This window comes from Cerasicoccus maritimus (genome assembly GCA_031296935.1).
Taxonomy (GTDB): Bacteria; Verrucomicrobiota; Verrucomicrobiia; order Opitutales; family Cerasicoccaceae; genus Cerasicoccus; species Cerasicoccus maritimus.
In genome coordinates, this window is the sequence record JAVDPD010000017.1 from 35,149 (window position 1) to 52,916 (window position 17,768).

General features: G+C 56.1%; 15 protein-coding genes. 8 read left to right on the forward strand and 7 right to left on the reverse strand.

Translation table 11 applies throughout. From position 1 onward, the window contains the following. Positions 1–88: 88 nt before the first annotated feature. The gene (locus tag RBB62_RS12215) at positions 89–1,120 is read right to left on the reverse strand and encodes a hypothetical protein (RefSeq protein WP_309399166.1); all 1,032 of its coding nucleotides are present in this window, start codon (positions 1,118–1,120) and stop codon (positions 89–91) included. Between the two features lie 171 nt (positions 1,121–1,291). On the opposite strand from RBB62_RS12215, the gene RBB62_RS12220 reads away from it, so the two are divergent. The 3 genes from RBB62_RS12220 to vapC all read left to right on the forward strand — a co-directional run bounded on the left by RBB62_RS12220 (position 1,292) and on the right by vapC (position 2,981). Next, positions 1,292–2,245 carry a GAF domain-containing protein gene (locus RBB62_RS12220; RefSeq protein ID WP_309399167.1) on the forward strand — a complete coding sequence of 318 codons (954 nt, stop codon included), beginning with the start codon at positions 1,292–1,294 and terminating at the stop codon, positions 2,243–2,245. A 134-nt stretch (positions 2,246–2,379) separates the two neighbouring features. Beyond that, the gene (locus RBB62_RS12225) at positions 2,380–2,580 is read left to right on the forward strand and encodes a type II toxin-antitoxin system VapB family antitoxin (protein ID WP_309399168.1); all 201 of its coding nucleotides are present in this window, start codon (positions 2,380–2,382) and stop codon (positions 2,578–2,580) included. A 2-nt stretch (positions 2,581–2,582) separates the two neighbouring features. Then, positions 2,583–2,981, forward strand: a complete 399-nt coding sequence (gene vapC / locus RBB62_RS12230; RefSeq protein ID WP_309399169.1) for a type II toxin-antitoxin system VapC family toxin — start codon at positions 2,583–2,585, stop codon at positions 2,979–2,981. Between the two features lie 614 nt (positions 2,982–3,595). Here the strand turns inward: vapC and rpoN are convergent. Both rpoN and RBB62_RS12240 read right to left on the reverse strand, forming a co-directional pair. Further along, positions 3,596–5,050 (reverse strand): RNA polymerase factor sigma-54, encoded by a 1,455-nt coding sequence (rpoN, locus tag RBB62_RS12235; protein WP_309399170.1) that lies wholly within the window; start codon positions 5,048–5,050, stop codon positions 3,596–3,598. A 67-nt stretch (positions 5,051–5,117) separates the two neighbouring features. Next, positions 5,118–6,086, reverse strand: coding sequence for a serine/threonine-protein kinase (locus RBB62_RS12240; RefSeq protein WP_309399171.1), 969 nt, complete (start codon positions 6,084–6,086; stop codon positions 5,118–5,120). A 125-nt stretch (positions 6,087–6,211) separates the two neighbouring features. Between RBB62_RS12240 and RBB62_RS12245 the strand changes: the two genes are divergently transcribed. Together RBB62_RS12245 and RBB62_RS12250 are read left to right on the forward strand one after the other, a co-directional pair. Next, entirely contained in the window at positions 6,212–6,529 is a 318-nt protein-coding gene (locus RBB62_RS12245; RefSeq protein ID WP_309399172.1) for a HesB/IscA family protein, read from the forward strand. A 303-nt stretch (positions 6,530–6,832) separates the two neighbouring features. Beyond that, a complete protein-coding gene (locus tag RBB62_RS12250; protein WP_309399173.1) occupies positions 6,833–7,669 on the forward strand; it encodes an O-fucosyltransferase family protein in 837 nt (278 codons plus the stop codon). 14 nt (positions 7,670–7,683) lie between these two features. Here RBB62_RS12250 and RBB62_RS12255 read toward each other — a convergent pair whose 3' ends face one another. Next, positions 7,684–7,941, reverse strand: coding sequence for a hypothetical protein (locus RBB62_RS12255; RefSeq protein WP_309399174.1), 258 nt, complete (start codon positions 7,939–7,941; stop codon positions 7,684–7,686). 222 nt (positions 7,942–8,163) lie between these two features. Here RBB62_RS12255 and panB point away from each other — a divergent pair, with 222 nt between their 5' ends. Continuing rightward, complete coding sequence (gene panB, locus RBB62_RS12260; RefSeq protein ID WP_309399175.1) at positions 8,164–8,940, forward strand: 3-methyl-2-oxobutanoate hydroxymethyltransferase; 777 nt, start codon at positions 8,164–8,166, stop codon at positions 8,938–8,940. A gap of 72 nt (positions 8,941–9,012) precedes the next feature. Here panB and RBB62_RS12265 read toward each other — a convergent pair whose 3' ends face one another. The 3 genes from RBB62_RS12265 to glnD all read right to left on the reverse strand — a co-directional run bounded on the left by RBB62_RS12265 (position 9,013) and on the right by glnD (position 14,683). Then, positions 9,013–10,002, reverse strand: coding sequence for an exostosin domain-containing protein (locus RBB62_RS12265; protein WP_309399176.1), 990 nt, complete (start codon positions 10,000–10,002; stop codon positions 9,013–9,015). A gap of 23 nt (positions 10,003–10,025) precedes the next feature. After that, positions 10,026–11,726: a GAF domain-containing protein gene (locus RBB62_RS12270; RefSeq protein ID WP_309399177.1), complete on the reverse strand. Its 1,701-nt coding sequence runs from the start codon at positions 11,724–11,726 to the stop codon at positions 10,026–10,028. A 137-nt stretch (positions 11,727–11,863) separates the two neighbouring features. Next, positions 11,864–14,683 carry a [protein-PII] uridylyltransferase gene (gene glnD / locus RBB62_RS12275; RefSeq protein WP_309399178.1) on the reverse strand — a complete coding sequence of 940 codons (2,820 nt, stop codon included), beginning with the start codon at positions 14,681–14,683 and terminating at the stop codon, positions 11,864–11,866. Between the two features lie 131 nt (positions 14,684–14,814). Here glnD and pcp point away from each other — a divergent pair, with 131 nt between their 5' ends. Continuing rightward, positions 14,815–15,483 carry a pyroglutamyl-peptidase I gene (pcp, locus tag RBB62_RS12280; protein ID WP_309399179.1) on the forward strand — a complete coding sequence of 223 codons (669 nt, stop codon included), beginning with the start codon at positions 14,815–14,817 and terminating at the stop codon, positions 15,481–15,483. Between the two features lie 567 nt (positions 15,484–16,050). After that, positions 16,051–17,763: a dihydroxy-acid dehydratase gene (ilvD, locus tag RBB62_RS12285; RefSeq protein WP_309399180.1), complete on the forward strand. Its 1,713-nt coding sequence runs from the start codon at positions 16,051–16,053 to the stop codon at positions 17,761–17,763. Positions 17,764–17,768 lie beyond the last annotated feature (5 nt).

Consider the following 17,768-nt stretch of genomic DNA (forward strand, 5'->3'; position numbering starts at 1 on the left):
GCTAAGTTCATTATTCAGTGGGGTGGCCTTTGCGACTTTGCGTCTTTGCGTGCGGAAAACACGCCACGCTGGCCGCGTCTCCCTCGGCTTACCCCAAATCCTGCTCAAACAGCAGGTAGTCGATGTGGCGGAAGACGAGTTCGCCCATGGTTTTGCAGTCGAGGAAGCCGGTGTAGCCGTGGTATTCGGAGAGCTCTTCTTTTAGCTGCTTGAGCTTTTCGGGCGGCGAAATGGTGTCCTCGCCCATGCAGGTGCGCAGGTTGCTGAGGCGGTAGGGGATGGTGTTGGCGCGGCGGGCCATGAGCGCGCGTTCCTCAATCTGATACTGCTGGATGGTCTCGTAGTTGAGCAGGCCGGTGCAGAGTTGCACTACGGGCAGGTTGTCCTTGAAGAACTGCGGCAGGTAAATCTTGTGGCGGCCTTCGTAGCTTTGCTGGTCGAAGTCGATCGGTCGCACGCGGTATTGCTCGTTGTCGAAATCGGGCGTGATGCCGACCACGTAGTTATACGAACGCATGTCGCCGAGCAGGCGGGCGAAGCACCGCTCGTTGAACTTGATAAATTCCTTGGCCACGCGGACACGGTTGAGGCTTTCGCGGCCGAAGTATTCGCGGATAAACTGATCGCCCGGCACGCCGACGATGTGCTCCTCGATCAGGGTGTCCTGGTTGACGAGGTAGTTGATGCTCGACGGAGAAAGCATTTCCTCAAGCTCGAGGCCGTAGATGCGCGACGCGTCCGCCTTCTTCACGTAGAAGTAGTCGTAGTTGTCGTTGTATTGGTTGATGATCCGGATGCGGAACGGCTGGGAGTTGCCAAACGTGCAAAAGTCCACGCGGTCCACACGGAGGTGCTCCACGCTGTCAGCGCCGGCGATCTGGAGCAGGGCGTAAATCCGGGTCAGCGCCTCGTTGATCTCCTGGAAAATGGTCGGCTCGTAAATGAAGGTCTGCCACAGGGTGTCTTCGCCGTCCTTGTCGAGCAGAGCAAAGGACTCGTAGGGCTGCGTGAGCCCTTTGTAGAGAATGGGCAAATCGATCTCGCGCCCATACTGGCGGAGGTAGTCATGCAGGTCCGCATTGACGTCGTAGTGCTTCTTTCGCTTGGAGATAACCTGCATGCTACCAGTTATGACTGCTTGAGCGCTGCTTTGCCAGCGCGTTTTGCGATGAAGAGCGGATTTGAACCCAAGTTTGCTTGCAGTAGGCAGCAGGAAAATTAGCCATGCTTAAAGTTATATTTGTTGTACAATTTTATGGCTGATGGGTTCATAATATGCTTATCCTGAGGTATGTTAGTTACCTCTTCCGCCTCTTTCATTAAAGTTACTGAAATTTGGGCCCCGTCTAGTTCGGGCGAACACATGGAGCTACAGTCGGGCAGCTACGGCGAGCTCGACGCCTTTCGGGAGGCCAGTAAAAGCGAGTCCTTTGCCTACGACGAAGGCTTACCCGGCAAGGTGTGGTCGACCCGCGCGCCAGTGATCCTCAAGGAGTTTACTAACCAGAATTTCAAGCGCACGGCCATTGCCCACGAGTCCGGGTTGAGCTGCGGCATCGCATTCCCTGTTTTTATTGGCGAGTTCCTCAAGGCCGTCGTGGTGTTTCTCTGCGGTGAAGAGGGCGAGCACCTTGGCGCGATCGAATCTTGGAAGCGCGAGTCGCATTCGGGCCATGATATCGGCCTGGCCGACGGCTACTTCGGCACCATGGACGACTTCGGGTTTATCACCCAGCAGACGCGCTACACCAAGGGCTTTGGCCTGCCCGGACTCGTTTGGGAGAAGAACATGCCCGTCATCATCGACGACCTGGGGCACAGCGGCTCTTTCTCGCGCACTTTCGATTTAAGCTCGGCCGAAATCACTTCGGCAGTCGGCATACCCTGTCATGGCGACTCGGGGAAGACCTCCATCGTTTGCCTGCTCTCAAGCGCAAAAATGCCGATTGCCCGTCGCTACGAAATTTGGATTCCCACGATCGATCGCTCGGGGCTTGAGCTGTTTTCCGCGACCTGTAGCCAGACGCCTGGCCACCGCAAGGCGATGTGCTCACACAAGATCGAAAAGGCAACTGGCGCCCTGGGGCTCACTTGGCGCACTGGCTTGCCTTACATCGGCACATTATCTTCCGACAGCACGTCCATTCCTGAAAAGAGCGCCTTCGAGGCTGGCCTGACGCAAGTCGTCACCGTTCCCACGACGGAAAACGGCCTGCTCAAGGCGATCATTGCCTGGTATCTGTAGGGGTATACACGGCTAAATTGGCTGTGGCATACTGGGAATTGAGTTCCTAGAGCACTTTTCATCTAACTTGCTGCTGCACTATCGCTTCAAAAGAATACATTGACCGATACACACGATTCGCTTACTGTGTGTGTATGAAGCGGACGAACATTGTGCTCGACGAGAAGCTGGTTGGGAAGGGCATGCGCCTTACCGGAATTGAAACTCAAAAGGGTCTGATTGACTATGCCTTGCGGGAGTTGGTTCGCCGGAAGGAGCAAAAGAGCATCCTCAAGCTCAAGGGCAAGATTCGCTGGGAAGGCGATCTCGACGCACTGCGCGCGAAGCGAACCTAGGCATGGTTATTGTCGATACCACTGTTTGGATTGATTTTCTACAAGGCCGGGAAACCGGAGAAGTCACGAAGCTCGAAGCGCTGCTGGCCGATGAAGTGGACGTCTTCATCACGGGGCTCATCATCCAGGAAATCCTGACGGGCATTAAAGCGAAGAAGGACCGGGCGAAAGTTATCAAGGAACTGAGTCACTTCATCCTCATTAGCCCAACTCTAGAAACGCACATTCAGGCGGCGGAAATCTTTGACGCCTACAGGAAAAAAGGGCTCACCATTCGGAGCATCATAGACTGTCTGATCGCAGCGCTGGCGCTCGAATACGATCTCGCGATTCTGGAGAAGGACCGGGATTACTCCTTCATCGCCGAGGTCTTTCCGCTTAAAAGATATTGTGCAAACTAAGACTAAGTCGCCGGATAGGTTGTGAGTTTCCTGCTCTTAACTAAACCGCCGACGTAAATTCGTTGGGAGGATGCCGAGTTCTTCGCGGTATATCGTGGGACTTATCATATTTGACTCTTTCGTCTTTTAAAAAATACCTTGAATAAATGGCCGTTTGGAAATTCCAGCTTTTACCAGGAACCCCCGGAATACTTGGCGAGAGGTTTCAGATCGATGAGACAATGGGGCTGTTTGCGAACGAAGTGAATGATGCGCTCCACTATCCCTTTCGATTCCACGGCGTAAACAAGATCGTTATCGAATTGGGTCCGAATGTTCGGCCTGCTCCTGCTCGCTAAGTAGAAGCTCTCGGTGTTGGAGTTTTGCAATACGTTGAATTCGATTTAGTCGGGTATAAATCGCGGTCTACTGAAAAGAAGCGAGAGAGTCTTAAGAGCGTTGTAATAGAAGTCTTTAACTGGCTGATTTCTTCCTACGATGATTCATCTTGTTTTGTGAATGCGTTAGATCGATTAGCGTGGAAGAATGAGCCGAAACAAGCGGAGCTGGCACCGCTGACAGAATAAGTTAATTCAACCCAAGTTATGGAGTGACGACTCATGCCAGCCCTGCTCTTAACTAAACCGCCGGCGTAGATTCGTTGGGAGAATGCCGAGCTCTTCGCGGTATTTGGCGACGGTGCGGCGGGCGATTTTGACGTCTTCTTCGGCCAGGATTTTCACTACTTCCTGGTCGCTGAGTGGCTTCGCCGGGTTCTCATTGCTGATGATGTTCGCAATGCGGTCCTTGATGGACTTGTTGGAGACGGCCTGGCCGTCCTTGCCCTGGTAGCCGGGGGTGAAGAAATACTTGAACTCAAATACGCCGTGGGGCGTCTCGATGAACTTGTTGGCAATGGCACGGCTGACGGTCGTTTCGTGCACGCCGACGGTTTGCGCAATCTGGTTCATGGTGAGCGGGCGTAGCTTGGAGACGCCGTGCTCAAAGAACTCGAGCTGGAAGTTGAGGATCTCCTGCGTGATGCGCTCGATGGTCTGCTGGCGCTGCTCGATGGAGTTCATCAGGAAGCGGCCAGCGCGGATCTTTTCGCGGATGTATTCCTTGTCCTTGCCGACGATTTTGCCGGTGGCGATCATCTCCTTGTAGGCTGGGCTGATGCGCAGGCGAGGGATGTAGTCGTTGTTGAGGATGATCTGCCACTCCTCATCGCTTTTTTCGACGATGACGTCCGGCACGACAACGCGGTTGTTGTCGTCGCTGAACTTGCTGCCCGGCGCGGGGTCGAGCGTGGCAATTTCCTCAATGGCAAACTGGACTTCCTCGATCTTGGAGCTGGTCTTGCGCGCGATGTCCGGGATGCGGTGGCGCAGGAGCAGCTCGTAGTGGTCGCGGATAATTTCGGCGGCGAGGGTGTCGTCGCGGTCGGTCAGCTTGAGCTGGGTCAGCAGGCAGTCCTGCAAATCCTTGGCGCCGATGCCGGGCGGGTCGAGTGACTTGAGCACATCGGCCGCGTACTGCATTTCGCTGAGCGGCAACTGGGTCATCAGCGCGGCGTCCGACAGAGTAATGGTCAAAAAGCCGCGGTCATCGAGACTGCCGATCAGGTAGTCGATGCCTTCCTTTTGCGCACGGGTCAGGTCGCAAAGATCAGCCTGGCTGAGCAAGTGCTCTTGCAGGGATGTTTCGCTGACGAGCGAATCAAAAAAGTGCTGACGGCGTTGGGCGTCTTCGCTGGTAAACTGCGAGTTCGAGGCCTCCTGCGTGTAGTATTCGCGGTAGTCCTCGTCGAGCTGGCTCAGCTTGGAGTAATCTTCCTCGCTGAGCTGAAGCTCGTCGCTGCTGTTAGGCTCATTTTCCTGCGACTCCGTGCCTTCGCTGGCTTGTTGCTCGATGCTGATGCCCTCGATGGGCAGCTCTTCCAGCGTTGGGTTCTGCTGGAGTTCTTCGAGAATGGAATTGCGCAGCTCCAGGGTAGGAGCCTGGAGAATCTTAAGGGACTGACGTAACTGTGGCGCGAGTACAAGAGTTTGCGCCTGCTTCTGAACCTGTTGAAGTCCCTGATGTGCCATATACTACTGAAAGGATGTCGCTCACGGTGGGGTAACTTTGTGTGCGCGTGCTACTGTTTTGTTAGGTTTAACGTTCTGCGTGTCGTGAGGCGGCGTTGTCGCCATCGGGCCCGAAGAGATCTTGCAGGTAGAGGGCAAGCTTTTCGTTGGTTGGGCCGTAACCATCACTGTAAAGATAAACTTCGAGGGCGGTCAGTAGTTCGGTAGCGGATTGGTAGCGGTCCTCGCGATTGCGGGCGAGGGTGCGGTAGAGGATGTCGTTGAGCTTGTCATCGACACCGTCACGCATGCGGCGGAAGTCCGGCAGGTCGAGCGTGAGGATGCGCTCGCGGGTGGTCTCGGAATCTTCGCCTTCAAAGATGTTGTAGCCCAGCAGTAGTTCGGAGAGCACGATGCCGCAGGGGAAGATGTCCGCACGGGCGTCGGTGACTTCCTTGCGCGCTTGCTCGGGAGAGAGGTATTCGTCCTTCCCGGCAATGACTTCGCCTTCCTCGTTGTACATGAGGTCGAGCGCCTTCGCGATACCGAAGTCGGTCAGCTTCACGTCGCCTTCGTAAGCGAGCATGATGTTCTTCGGGCCAACGTCGCGGTGGACAATGCCCACGGGGCGGCCATGAACGTCGCGCTTATTGTGCGCGTAGGCGAGGCCGCGGGCCACGCGGGAGACGATGAACACGGCCAGATCCACGGGGATCAGCTGATTGGTCTCAATATGATGGTTAATAAACTCCTCGGTATTGAGGCCGTTTACGTATTCCATCACCATGAAATATTGGTCGCCCAAAGCGCCCAAATGGTAGGTCTGGACGATGTTGGTGTGAATGAGGTCAGCGACCAGGCGCGCCTCTCCGATAAAGTTGCTGCGAAATTCGTCGAAGACAGAAAATTCTTCGCGAATCAACTTGATGGCGACGACCTTGCAGAATTCGTCGCTGCCGTGTTGCCGACCTTCATACACAACACCCATGCCGCCTTCTGCGATCTTGCGGACTAGCTCGTAGTGTATTTCATTGAAGAGGTGTTTTAACCGTTCCACTAAACTGCACGATAAACGACGAAGCGTTTCAATCAAGCGGAAAGATTGAAATGTGCACGTTTCCTGCTCGCAGGCTCCGTTCGTCGATATTTGACAAGCGCTGGAACATCACGCATGCTACTAAGATGATTAATTTAACTGAATCCGCCGCTGCGCAAATCCGTAAGCTCCAGGCCGAGGCTGACGCTGCCGACAAGCAGCTCCGCGTCTTCATTGAGCCGGGCGGCTGCTCGGGCTTCGAATACGGCATGACCTTTGATCTGCCCAAGGATAACGACCATTGCCTGAACGATCAGGGCATCGATTTTCTGGTCGATCCCGACAGCTTTTCTTACCTCGACGGTTGCCGCATTCACTTCGATGACGGCCTCCACGGCAAGGGCTTCGAGATTAATAATCCCAACGCCGCGTCGACCTGCGGTTGCGGCCGCTCGTTTAATTAAAGCAGCAAAATATTTTGCGAAAAGCCGGCCTTGAGTCGGCTTTTTTATGCTCAGATAGAAAATTTGCTACGACTGGTATCTGGGCGATTAAAGAACGGTTTTTTGAACCGACTTGATGCTTTCCTATTGCATATCAGCTTCCAAGACTTGACGTTCAGGGGCGTATTTTCTGTCCGATCCGATGATCGGAAGCTAGCTTTACTACTCAAATATGAACCCACTACTGCTGTTTCGGTACACGATATGGCAGTCTTCTCTGAATTGCACCTGCATCGGGTGAACCCAGTTTAAATTCTAGCCAGTATGATTATCCAATTCGTCGAAGCAGGTTTGTGTAATCGACTTCGTTGTATACATTCGGCCGTCATGCTGGCTGAGAGAATAAATCGACCGCTGCATGTGTCATGGCGTCCGAGTCGCGACTTGGGAGCAGAATATGATGATCTATTTGCTTCGTCTCCCGCCTTTCAGGTAAATTCACCTGATGCGAATCGCCATTTGCGCCTTTTCGAGTCGTCCCGTTTGCCGATGAAGGCTTTGCGCAAAACGCTAGCAGCAGTTGGCTACTCGACCGAGTTGCGCGATATTAAAGACCCGTATTTCTATACCGATTTTGGCGGCGAGTTGATGGAAGAACCTTTTGAAAAGCTAAGCCGAAAATCCCTGATTTACATTCGTTCGATTCATTCCTTTCTCTATGGAAGGCAGATCGATTACCTGAAGCCACATTCAGATATAATGGCTGCAATTGATGGGATCGCATCCGGATTTACGCAGAAAACTGTTGGAATTCAAATCAGGCGCGGAGATCATGCCAAGGCCATTGCGCAAAGCCCGCTAGTGCTATTTGAGCGCTATATGCAACAGGCCTTAGATCAAGATCCAGAGGTGAATTTCTACCTGTCCACCGATTGTTTTGATACGATTGAGAAGTTGAGCCAAATGTTTGGGGACAGAATTTTGCGCAATGAGGATGTCGTGCTGGATCGTAACAGCGTGGCTGGACTCAAGTCTGCTGTGGTAGACGTTTGGAGCTTATCGAAGACTCAAAAAATAGTTGGTGCCGCATTCAGTTCGTTTGGCGAATATGCTGCACGATTGGGTGATATCCCGTTAGAGCGTCTACAATCTACAAACTAGTTTTCGGCGTGTTTCTACGGCTGAAACATCGTCAACGCGCGAAAGCTTTCGAAGACGATCCAGAGTAAAATTCCACTGACTGGCAGGTAGATCAGCACGGCCTTCCAGCGGCTGATGCCGCCGTGGTCGTATTTGCCAAAGGTCGCGCGCTCGAAGGCGCTGTTGGTGAAGCGCCGAAACTTGGGGATCAGCTTCCGTCGGCCGTGCAATCTGTCATGCGCCGCCCTGCGTTGACGGCGGTGATAGAGCCAGCGGAATAAGTGTTTAAACATGGGTTCGGGTTTCGACTGCGTCGCAATGAGTTGCGCGCCGTAACCATTTGGCAGGCTGCGTTTCGCTGCAAATAAAAAGCGCTTCTGTGAATCCTCCCGTTTGTCCCCGACGCTCTGATTCGTCAACTCGCCTGGTCGGTTAGCGAAGTCACCTCAATCGACCGCGATTACGTCTACAAAGACTTGTTTACGAAGCTCGCGAAACTGTCTTAACTACCCAGCGTGAAAATCACCACGCAGACCATTCGCAAGCTCAAGGGCGACCGGCCGATCGCCATGCTGACGGCCTATGACTTTATCACCGCGCAGCTCGCGGGCGAAGCCGGGGCGGACATTATCCTCGTCGGCGATTCGTTGGGCAACACCGCTCTGGGCTTTGAGTCGACCATCCCAGTGACGGTTGACATCATGCTCCACCACTGCGCCGCCGTTGCGCGCGCCAAGCCAGATGCGCTGCTGCTGTGCGATGTGCCGTTCGCCGTGGCGGGCCACTCGACCGACTACGTGCTCGATGTCTGCACCAAGCTCCTCCAGCAGGGCGGGGCGGAATGCGTGAAGATCGAAGGCGGCGTCCGCCGCGCCGAGAAAAGCGCGGCCATTGCGCGCGCGGGCGTCCCGGTGATGGGCCACATTGGCCTCAAGCCGCAGGACGTGTTGCAGCTCGGCGGCTACCGCAAGTTTGGCAAGACCGACCAGGGGCGCGAGCGTTTGCTGGCCGAAGCCAAGGCTTGGGAAGATGCGGGCGCCTTTTCGCTGCTCTTGGAGATGGTCGACGCCGAGGCGGCGGCGATGGTGACTGAGGCGGTTTCGATCCCGACGATCGGCATTGGCGCGGGCCCGAATGTCGACGGCCAAGTGCTGGTGATTTCCGATGCACTGGGCCTCAACGCCGGCAAGTATCCGGGTTTCGCCAAGAAATACGTCGACTTGCGCGGCATCGCATTGAAAGCCCTGGGCGAATACGTCAGCGAAGTGCGCGAGCGCAAGTTTCCGGAGTAGGCGCGGTAGGGCGCGGCTTTTAACAGGAAGATCGGGAAGACCGGAAAGCTAAGAGGGCGTTGTAATGGCACCTCAGCGGCCGAGCAATTTCTTGGCGCGGCGGAGGATTTGCTGATGGCGGGCGAGGCCGTGCTGCGCCCAGAAGGCTTCGCGGTTCCAATGGCGGCGGTAGCCATCAGCGGTTTTGCCTGCGCCGGATTTTATGACCGCAGAGAGCTTTTCGATGATCCACACAATCTGCTTTTCCGGCGCAAAATATTGCTCCCAGGCTTGACGGGCTTGGGCGGCCAGGGCGTCGGCTTCAGGTAGGCGGCCATCGAATACCCGACATAAATTTTTGATGCCTTTTTCCGGCAGCGTGATAGCGCACTGCGACCAATCCACGACATCGGGCGGCGCCCAGCGGTCAGATAAAATGATCGGTGCGCGCTCCAGCTGCATGGCCTCGTAGAGGCGGTAAGTCGAGGGCCCCAGGCCACCCGGGCACAGTGCAAAATGCCCCGCCAGCAGCTCCTGGCAATAGTTGTCTTTGGCCTCGATGGTGTGGTTATACCAAGCGTCGGCGGGGGGCTTTTCGATCAGCACTTCGTCACCGAAGGAGTCACGCAGGGCGAAGAGTTGTTCGCGGGCCGGGCAGTTGATGCTGCCGCGAAAGGTGGCCAGCTTGGTGCGGGCTTGGTGACGCTGTTTGGCCCATTGTGTGACGCGTTCGTTGGGTACCATGAGATAGCCGGTGGCCACGGTGTCAGCGCGGTGCTGAGTGCGCGGCAGGTTGACGTAGCCGCCGGGCAGGAAGGGCACGGGGTGGTCGTCGATGTTGAGCGTGCATACCTTGGGCGCGTGCTGGGCAATGACTGGATCGGCCAGCAGCTTGTCCGCATGGGTGCGCCCTTTCTGGACGCATTTTTCGAGCAGTAAAATCAGGTTAGCTTCGGCGGGGGAAGCGCAGACGGCTATGTCGGAAGAGTCGTTGATGAGGCGCGTCAGCAGCTCGCGAAACGATTCACCGCTCCAGGCAATCACATCCTCGTTGGCGAGCGTATGGAGGTAGATTTTAGTCATCGCCCAGGGCAGTCGCGGCGTGGTTAGACGAGCGGCATGGTGAACTGGAAAATCGTGCCTGCTTCGCCGGTTTCGACGAGGCTGATCTCGCCGCGGTGGCTTTTGATGATTTGCTTGGAAATGGCGAGGCCGAGGCCCGAGCCCTCGCTGCGGCCGGACAGAAAGGACTGGAAAATACGGTCGCGCAAATTCTCCGGCACGCCGGTACCGTTGTCGCTGACGACTACGTAGCCCATCGGTTGGTGGGGGTTGTCGTCGCGCTTGACGGCCACGGTGACTTTGCCGCCGTGGGGCATGGCCTGAAATGCGTTGAGCACGAGGTTGAGGATGACCTGCTGGATCTGCCCTTTGTGCGCCTCGACGCTCAGCGGCGTCTTGCTCCGCTCAAAGACCAGCTCCACACCGCTTTGCTCGGCCTTTAGGCGGACAAGCAGGATGGTCTCATCGACGAGCGTGTTGAGGTCGTAAAGCGCGTGCATGCCGGTACGGCTTTTGCCAAAGGACAACACGCGGCCGACGATTTCTTCCAGCTGTTCGATCTTTTCGCTGATGACCTCGGTGTCTTTGTTGCGGGGGTCGTCGGGGCTGAAGTCGAGCGTGAGGGACTCAAACAGCAGCTTAATGACCGTCAGCGGATTGCGAATTTCGTGCGCGATTTCTGCCGACAGTAGCCCAAGCGTGGTCAACTGAAGGTTTTTGCGGAGGCTTTCTTCGCTCTGAAAAACGCGGGAGTAAAGCTGGCTGTTCTGGATGGCCACGGCGCCCATTGAGGCCATGGAATTGAAGAGCTGGCGCTCGTCGTTGTTAAAGCGGTGCGGGGTGTCGGTGTAGGCATTGAGCACACCAATGGCCTGGCCATCGCAAATGATCGGGGTGGAGAGCATGGATGAGAGGCCAGCGCTTTGAGTGAGGTCCAAAAAATGGTGCTCCTCCGTCTGTGGCAGGTTTTGAATCGCCACCTGTTTGCGGCGTTCGATCGCCACGCCCACAGCGGTTTCAGCGATGGGTAATTCCTCCTCGTAGTCGATCGGGCCATCGGCGCCTGAGACGACTTCCAGCTTCAGGCGTTTGCGGTCTTCGCTGAGCAGATAAATTGCGCACATCGTGCAGGGCATTAGCTTGCGCGCTTCGCGGGTGAGGGATTTGAGCACATCGCGTTGTTCACGCTTGCCGCCGAGTAGCTGGCCAATGCGCAACAGTGTCTGGAGCTGGTGGTTTTTCTCCTTGAGCTGACCAATGAGCCACAGGCGACTGACGACCGACGTTGCTTCAATCGTGAGGAGGGAGAGTAGCTTGAGGTCGCTTTCGCTGAAGGCGTCGCGCTGGTCGCTGTCCACATTGACAACGCCTACCGGCATGCCGTCGATGAGCATTGGCGCCGCCATTTCTGATTGCACGGATTCCTTGACGGGCACGTAGCGCGTGTCTTCGCTGACGTCGGGCACGAGAAGCGGCTTCCCATGCAGGGCGACCCAGCCGGTGATTCCGATGCCGAGTGGCAGCGAAAAGTGGCTGTTGAGCATCAGGCCGCGCGTAACCTCGATTTCGAGCAAATTGGTGTCTGGGTTCGTCAGTGCGACGGAGGCGCTGGAGGCTCCCAGCACGTCGACCAGCTCTTGTAAAATGGCTTCCAGTGCCTCGCGGGCGTCATCGGTCTCGCTGACTAGTCGGCTGATGCGATAAAGTGAGTCGATAACTGAGCGTTCGGGCGCGGCGGTGGACATGTTTTGAAGTGGGTAAGTTCGTGTGTGGGTAAGTTCGTAAAGTTGGCATTTTTAACGGTAATTGCCAGCCAAGTGAACTCCAAATGCTCACCGAATCAACTTACACACTTACGAACCTACGCACTTTACTAACCTTTTTATCCCGCTGCTTCAAACTGATCCCGTGCAATGATGCGCTCGATGGCGTCGCGGAGTGGGACCAGCGTGTCCGTATTGCTGGCGGTGTGCGGTCGAGTCGGTTCGATGTAAAAGGTGTCCAGCGCGGCACCGCGTTCGGTGGAAATCCGGGCGAAGCTGATGTCGTAGCCGTGTTTGAAAATAGCGTAGCCCAACTGGTAGAGCAGGCCTAGGTGGTCATTGGCCTGGACTTCGACAATGGTGCGCTTGAGCGAGAGCTCATGGTAGACATCCACCTTGGCCGGAATGGGCGCGCGGAGGCGATTCTTGGAATCGGAGCCGAACGAGTTGGCGAGTCGGGCGGCCTGCTCCTTGATGGCGGGCATCAAGTTTACATTGTGGAGGAGGGCCTGCTCCAGGTGCTGGCGGAAGCTGGCTTCGGCCATTGAATTCTGGACGGGTCCGCCATCTGGCGCCACCACATAGAACGTATCGATTGTGATGTGGTCGTTCCGGGAAATCGCCTTGGTGCTGAGGATGTTGACCCCGGCTACCGTGAGTGCGCCAGCCAGCTTGTAGAATAAGCCGGCGCGGTCCCAGGTGACGATGTTGACCACGGTCAAGCCTTGGTCTTCGTCGTTGCGCCAGTCGACCACGGGGACGAGCGAGCCAATGCTATCGGCTTCAGATATGGTTTCGAGTAGCTCGTTGACCATCCGGATGTGGAGGATGATGTCATCGGCGTCATTGTGGATGAAGTAACGCTCTGGGAGCAGATTGAAGTGGGCATCGATCTGGTCCTTTTCGATATCCGAGAGGCGGCGTTCAATGATTTCGCGGTAGATCATTGATTTACGCTCCTTTCGGCGTTTGGCAATCGCATCAGGTTCGTGGTGGAGAAACTCCAGCGTGGCGCGGAAAAGGTTATCATGCAGCGAGTCCTTATAGCTGTTCCACAGGCTGCTCGCAGTGCCAGAAGCGTCGCAATAAGTGTGCACGTAAAGGTAGCGAAGGATATCTTCGTCTTCAACAAGCTCGGCAAAGGATGCAATTGTCCTAGGGTCATCAATATCCAGTCTCTGCCAGAATCGTGCCATCTCCAGATGATTGCGGACGATTGTTAAAATTATTTTTCGCCGCTTCTCGTCGATTCCCATGCGCTTGAGGATGGGCTCAGCGACGCGCACACCGCTTGTACAGTGGCCTTCCACGCCTTCGGTCTTCCCTAAATCGTGAACGAGGAGGATTAAATAAAGCAGGGCGGGGGTCTCGGTCGCAACTAAGGCTTTATGATATTTTTGGCCATAATTTCCTTCCACACGAAAGACTTCGTCGAGTTTGCGTATAGTGTTGAGCGTGTGGATGTCGGCGGTGTAGCGGTGGTAAAATTCGTGCTGCACCAGGCAGGTGATGTCGCCAAACTCCGGGATGAAGCGGCCGAGGACGCCTGTTTCGTGCATGAGCAGGAGCGTTGGGTAAACATTACCTCGGGTTTGCAGGATGGAGCGGAAGGTGCGGTTGGCCGACTCATTGTGCATCAGCCGGGAGTCGATCAGATGGATGGATTGGCTGATGAGCACGCGCAAATCGAGGTCGGGCTGGAGGTCGAATTGCTGTAAATACCTGAATACGCGGATGATGCGCGTCTTTTCGTCCTTAAAGACTCTACTGCTTTCCGCAGAGAGGGTTCCGGGGCTGATCAGGAAGCCGTCCAGATGTTTTTGGCGGTCCATCCGGCGGGAGTTCAGGACTGCCTGGAAGGTGTAACCGCGGTTGGAGTCGAGATTGCTGAAGGCCAGGCGCTGCTCCAATAGCTTAGAAGTCTGGTAAATGTAATTCGCGTGCCGGTAGTAGTCATGCATGAAGGCTTCCACGCGGCGGAAAATATCATGCTGTTTGTAGCCGAGAGCCCAGGCAATGGTGGGTTGGCCTTCGAGGCTTAGCGTATCAGTTGCGCGTTTGCTGTTGAAGTGTACTTCGTTGCGTACGCGCAGGAGAAAGTCGTAGGCCGCCAGGAGATGCGCACGCTCGTCGGGGCTGAGGAAGTTCTTTGCGACCAAGGCGTCCAGTGAGCCATCGCTGAGGCGCACTTCCGCCATCCAAAGGATGTTCTGGTAGTCACGCAACCCGCCGACGCCGTTTTTAATATCCGGCTCTTGTAGAAAAACACTCCCGCCATATTTCTCGCGGCGCTCGGCTTGGTCAGCGAGACGCTCTTTGGCATAAGCACGGTGATCCGTCCGCTCGTAATAGCGGCGGTAGGTTTTCTCGAATTCGTTGAAGAGATCGGTGTCGCCGCAGATCAGACGGGCTTCGAGCAGGGCGTTAAGCGTTTGGACGTCTGCTTTGGCCTCGGAGATGGTTTCTCTAACCGTGCGGCTGGAATGGCCGACCTTCAGCCCAAGATCCCACAAGGGATAAAGGATCTCATCGGACATGATTTCCTGCAGCGGCTTGAGCGCTTCACGCCTTGCGCGCTTGGGATACAGAAACATGATATCGATATCGCTGAGCGGACAAAGCTCAGCGCGACCATAACCGCCCAGCGCCAGCATTGCGACAGGGTAGGGCGGCGGGCCCTTTTTCTGTGCGTAGACGGCCATTGCGTTCTGGAATAGATGCTCAATCAGCACGTCCATCATCATGGTGCGTGCCTTGGCCACACGCAGTCCGCCATCACCTTTTTCGTGGTAGCGGTGAAGCATCTCCTGCTCCAGACGCATGTATTCTTTTAACTGTTTGAGGCGTTCGCCGGGGGCAGTATCCGGGGTAAACGTCAGCCTTTTGTCCGCGTGAAGGCGGATTCGCCGAAGAAGAGGGTCCTGTATCTTGCTGTTCAAGAGTTGGTTATATGACGCATACCCTGCATAAGATTTCAACGTGGAAAATGCAAACGGTTGTTCTATTGACAATTTTATGGTCTCGCATGAATTTTATCAATGCAACGACTTAACTTACGCTACTCTACGTCATGAAAAAAGTTCTCTTAACCGGTTTTGGCGACTGGGCTGGCAGTAATGCGAATCCAGCGGGCGAAGTTGCTCAGGCGCTTGACGGCGCAAAACTTGATGGCGCGCTCGTTTCCAGCGTCATTGCGCCTTCTGTTTTTAAGGAAATGATCCCCTGCGTTACGGAGGCTATGGAGGCGCAAAAGCCAGACATCGTTCTCTCCATGGGCGAATACAACGGGCGCACCATGATTACCGTCGAGCGCCTGGCTCAAAATTTTATCGACGCCACACGCTACGGAATGGGGGACGAGGCAGGCGACCGACCGCAAGATGAGCCCATTGTTGAGGGCGGTCCCTACGCCTACCCGGCCACGGTCCCACTCCGCGCAATGGTCCGTGCGATGCGCGATGCCAGCGTGCCAGCCGATATCTCCGACACTGCCGCAACCTTTGGCTGTAATTTATTGATGTATGGCGTGCTCCACTACATCGCGGTGAATAACTTGCCCATCCGCGCTGGCTGGATTCACCTGCCGTCCCTACCGCAAACTGCCGCGCTGGATGAAAACGTTGGCCTGCCGAGCATGGCGCTGGAAACACAGATAGCCGGCATCAAGGCCGCTATCGAAGCCTGTGTTCGTCATGAGACGGACATCAGCGATCCGATTACCGGCCGTTTGCAGATTTAGAGATAACATGAAGCGGGACAGCACGCTTCTTGCGTCGTCCGCAAAAAAATCGGAAAAATTCTGCGGAGGGTCTCTTCGCGGCACGATATTGGGCGTTCTCGCTATTAGTGAGCACGAGTAATTAATAGTGAGTAGCTTTCAGTGGCTCTCAGAGCTGCTCACTGGCGCCGGAAATTAGACATAATGCCCAAAAAGTGCCCCACGGAGCCAACTGAGCCAACTGAGCCTGTGTAGCCAGCTGAGCCATTGGCAGGATAGGGGGCTTTTGATATAATACTCCCCATGAAGCAGCCCAAAACACCAACCAACGCATTTCTTCACTACAAATTTCGCAGATGTTCGCAGATACTTTTTTTAACCGTACTCCAACATCCCACGACGATCTGCGTTCATCTGCGCTATTCGTAGTTAAAACCAAAAGTTTCACCTACCCCCCCCCCAGCCACTGAATAAATTCCGATGAAAACTGAATCCGCACACTCGACTGAAAAATGCCCGCCAACACCGGCCAACGCACAACATTTAGGCTCGCCTCGCGCCTCTGCGCATGGCCATGTTAATCCCGCTATGGCTTCAGAAAACACCCGAAAGCATTCCTCCATTGTAGTTGACGGCACTGATCGCGCCGCCGCCCGCGCCATGCTGCGCGCCGTTGGCTTTGAAGATGAGGACTTCCAAAAGCCGCAGGTCGCAGTGGCTAGCTCTCCGAGCGACATGACCCCCTGCAACGTTCACCTCGGCGAACTCTCCGAACACGCCCGCAAGGGGATCGACGCATCCGGCGGCAAAGCCGTCTCCTTCAACACCATCACCGTCACCGACGGCATCAGCATGGGCACGAAGGGCATGCGCTACTCGCTCGTCTCGCGCGACGTGATTGCGGACTCCATCGAAACCGCCTGCGCGGCGGAAGGCTTTGATGGCCTCGTGGCCATTGGCGGCTGCGACAAAAACATGCCCGGCTGCATGATTGCCATTGCGCGCCTCAACCGCCCGGCAGTCTTTGTCTATGGCGGCACCATTCTCCCGGGTTTCCTGCCCTCCGACGAAAAGGAGTGCAACCCGATGGACGTCGTTTCCGTGTTCGAAGCTGTGGGCAAGCACGCCAAGGGCGAGCTGACCGACGAGCAGCTCAAGGAAGTTGAAAAATACGCCATCCCCGGCCCGGGCTCCTGCGGCGGCATGTATACGGCCAACACCATGGCCAGCGCCATCGAAGCCCTCGGCATGAGCCTCCCCGGCAGCAGCGCCCAGGTCGCCGTCGGTGAAGCCAAGCGCAAGGACTGTGAAAACGCCGGCGCCGCCGTCATGAACATGCTCGAAAAGGGCATCAAGCCGCGCGATATCATGACGCGTGACGCGTTCCTCAACTCGATCACCACCTGCCTCGCGCTCGGTGGCTCGACGAATTTGATCCTCCACATGCTCGCCATTGCCCACAGCGCCGAGGTCGAGCTGTCCATCGACGACTTCAAGGAAATCGGCGAACGCATCCCGCTGCTTGCCGACATGAAGCCCTACGGCAAATACAGCATGAGCCACCTGATCCGCATCGGCGGCATCCGCCCAATGATGAAGCTGCTGCTCGACCGCGGCCTCCTCAATGGCGACTGCCTGACCGTGACCGGCGAAACCGTCGCGGAAAGCCTCAAGGACGTGAAGCCCTACGGCGCTTACCCGACCGAGCAGGACATCGTCCGCCCGTGGGACCAGCCGATGAAGCCCACCACACACCTCCGCATTCTGCGCGGCAACCTTTGCCCCGGCGGCGCGGTGGGTAAGATCACTGGCAACGAAGGCACTTACTTCAAGGGCGTGGCCAAGGTTTACGAAGGCGAAGAAGAAGCGCTGGTTGGCATCTTGAAGGGCGACGTCGTCAGCGGCGACGTGGTCGTGATCCGCAACGAAGGCCCGGTTGGCGGCCCCGGCATGCGCGAAATGCTTTCCCCGACTTCCGCTGTGGCCGGTCGCGGCCTGATCAAGGAAGTCGCGCTCATCACCGACGGACGTTTCTCTGGCGGCAGCCACGGCTTTGACGTGGGTCACATCACGCCGGAAGCCGCGAAGGGCGGCCCGATCGGCATTGTGAAGAATGGCGACATCATCGAGATCGACGCCGTGAAGAACGAGATGAACCTCCTCATCGACGACGCGGACTACGACGCCCGCATGGCGGCCTACACTCCCCCCCCTCCCAGCGAGACGCGCGGTGTGTTGGCCAAGTATGCGAAGCTCGTCGCCACCGCCTCTGAAGGTGCCGTAACCGACAAGAACCTGTAAGGCGC

Excerpts from the sequence above, each read along its gene's own strand:
- RBB62_RS12215 (WP_309399166.1), bottom strand. The coding sequence starts at position 1,120 with ATGCAGGTTATCTCCAAGCGAAAGAAGCACTACGACGTCAATGCGGAC.
- RBB62_RS12220 (WP_309399167.1), top strand. The coding sequence starts at position 1,292 with ATGTTAGTTACCTCTTCCGCCTCTTTCATTAAAGTTACTGAAATTTGG.
- RBB62_RS12225 (WP_309399168.1), top strand. The coding sequence starts at position 2,380 with ATGAAGCGGACGAACATTGTGCTCGACGAGAAGCTGGTTGGGAAGGGC.
- vapC (WP_309399169.1), top strand. The coding sequence starts at position 2,583 with ATGGTTATTGTCGATACCACTGTTTGGATTGATTTTCTACAAGGCCGG.
- rpoN (WP_309399170.1), bottom strand. The coding sequence starts at position 5,050 with ATGGCACATCAGGGACTTCAACAGGTTCAGAAGCAGGCGCAAACTCTT.
- RBB62_RS12245 (WP_309399172.1), top strand. The coding sequence starts at position 6,212 with ATGATTAATTTAACTGAATCCGCCGCTGCGCAAATCCGTAAGCTCCAG.
- RBB62_RS12250 (WP_309399173.1), top strand. The coding sequence starts at position 6,833 with ATGATTATCCAATTCGTCGAAGCAGGTTTGTGTAATCGACTTCGTTGT.
- RBB62_RS12255 (WP_309399174.1), bottom strand. The coding sequence starts at position 7,941 with ATGTTTAAACACTTATTCCGCTGGCTCTATCACCGCCGTCAACGCAGG.
- RBB62_RS12265 (WP_309399176.1), bottom strand. The coding sequence starts at position 10,002 with ATGACTAAAATCTACCTCCATACGCTCGCCAACGAGGATGTGATTGCC.
- RBB62_RS12270 (WP_309399177.1), bottom strand. The coding sequence starts at position 11,726 with ATGTCCACCGCCGCGCCCGAACGCTCAGTTATCGACTCACTTTATCGC.
- pcp (WP_309399179.1), top strand. The coding sequence starts at position 14,815 with ATGAAAAAAGTTCTCTTAACCGGTTTTGGCGACTGGGCTGGCAGTAAT.
- ilvD (WP_309399180.1), top strand. The coding sequence starts at position 16,051 with ATGGCTTCAGAAAACACCCGAAAGCATTCCTCCATTGTAGTTGACGGC.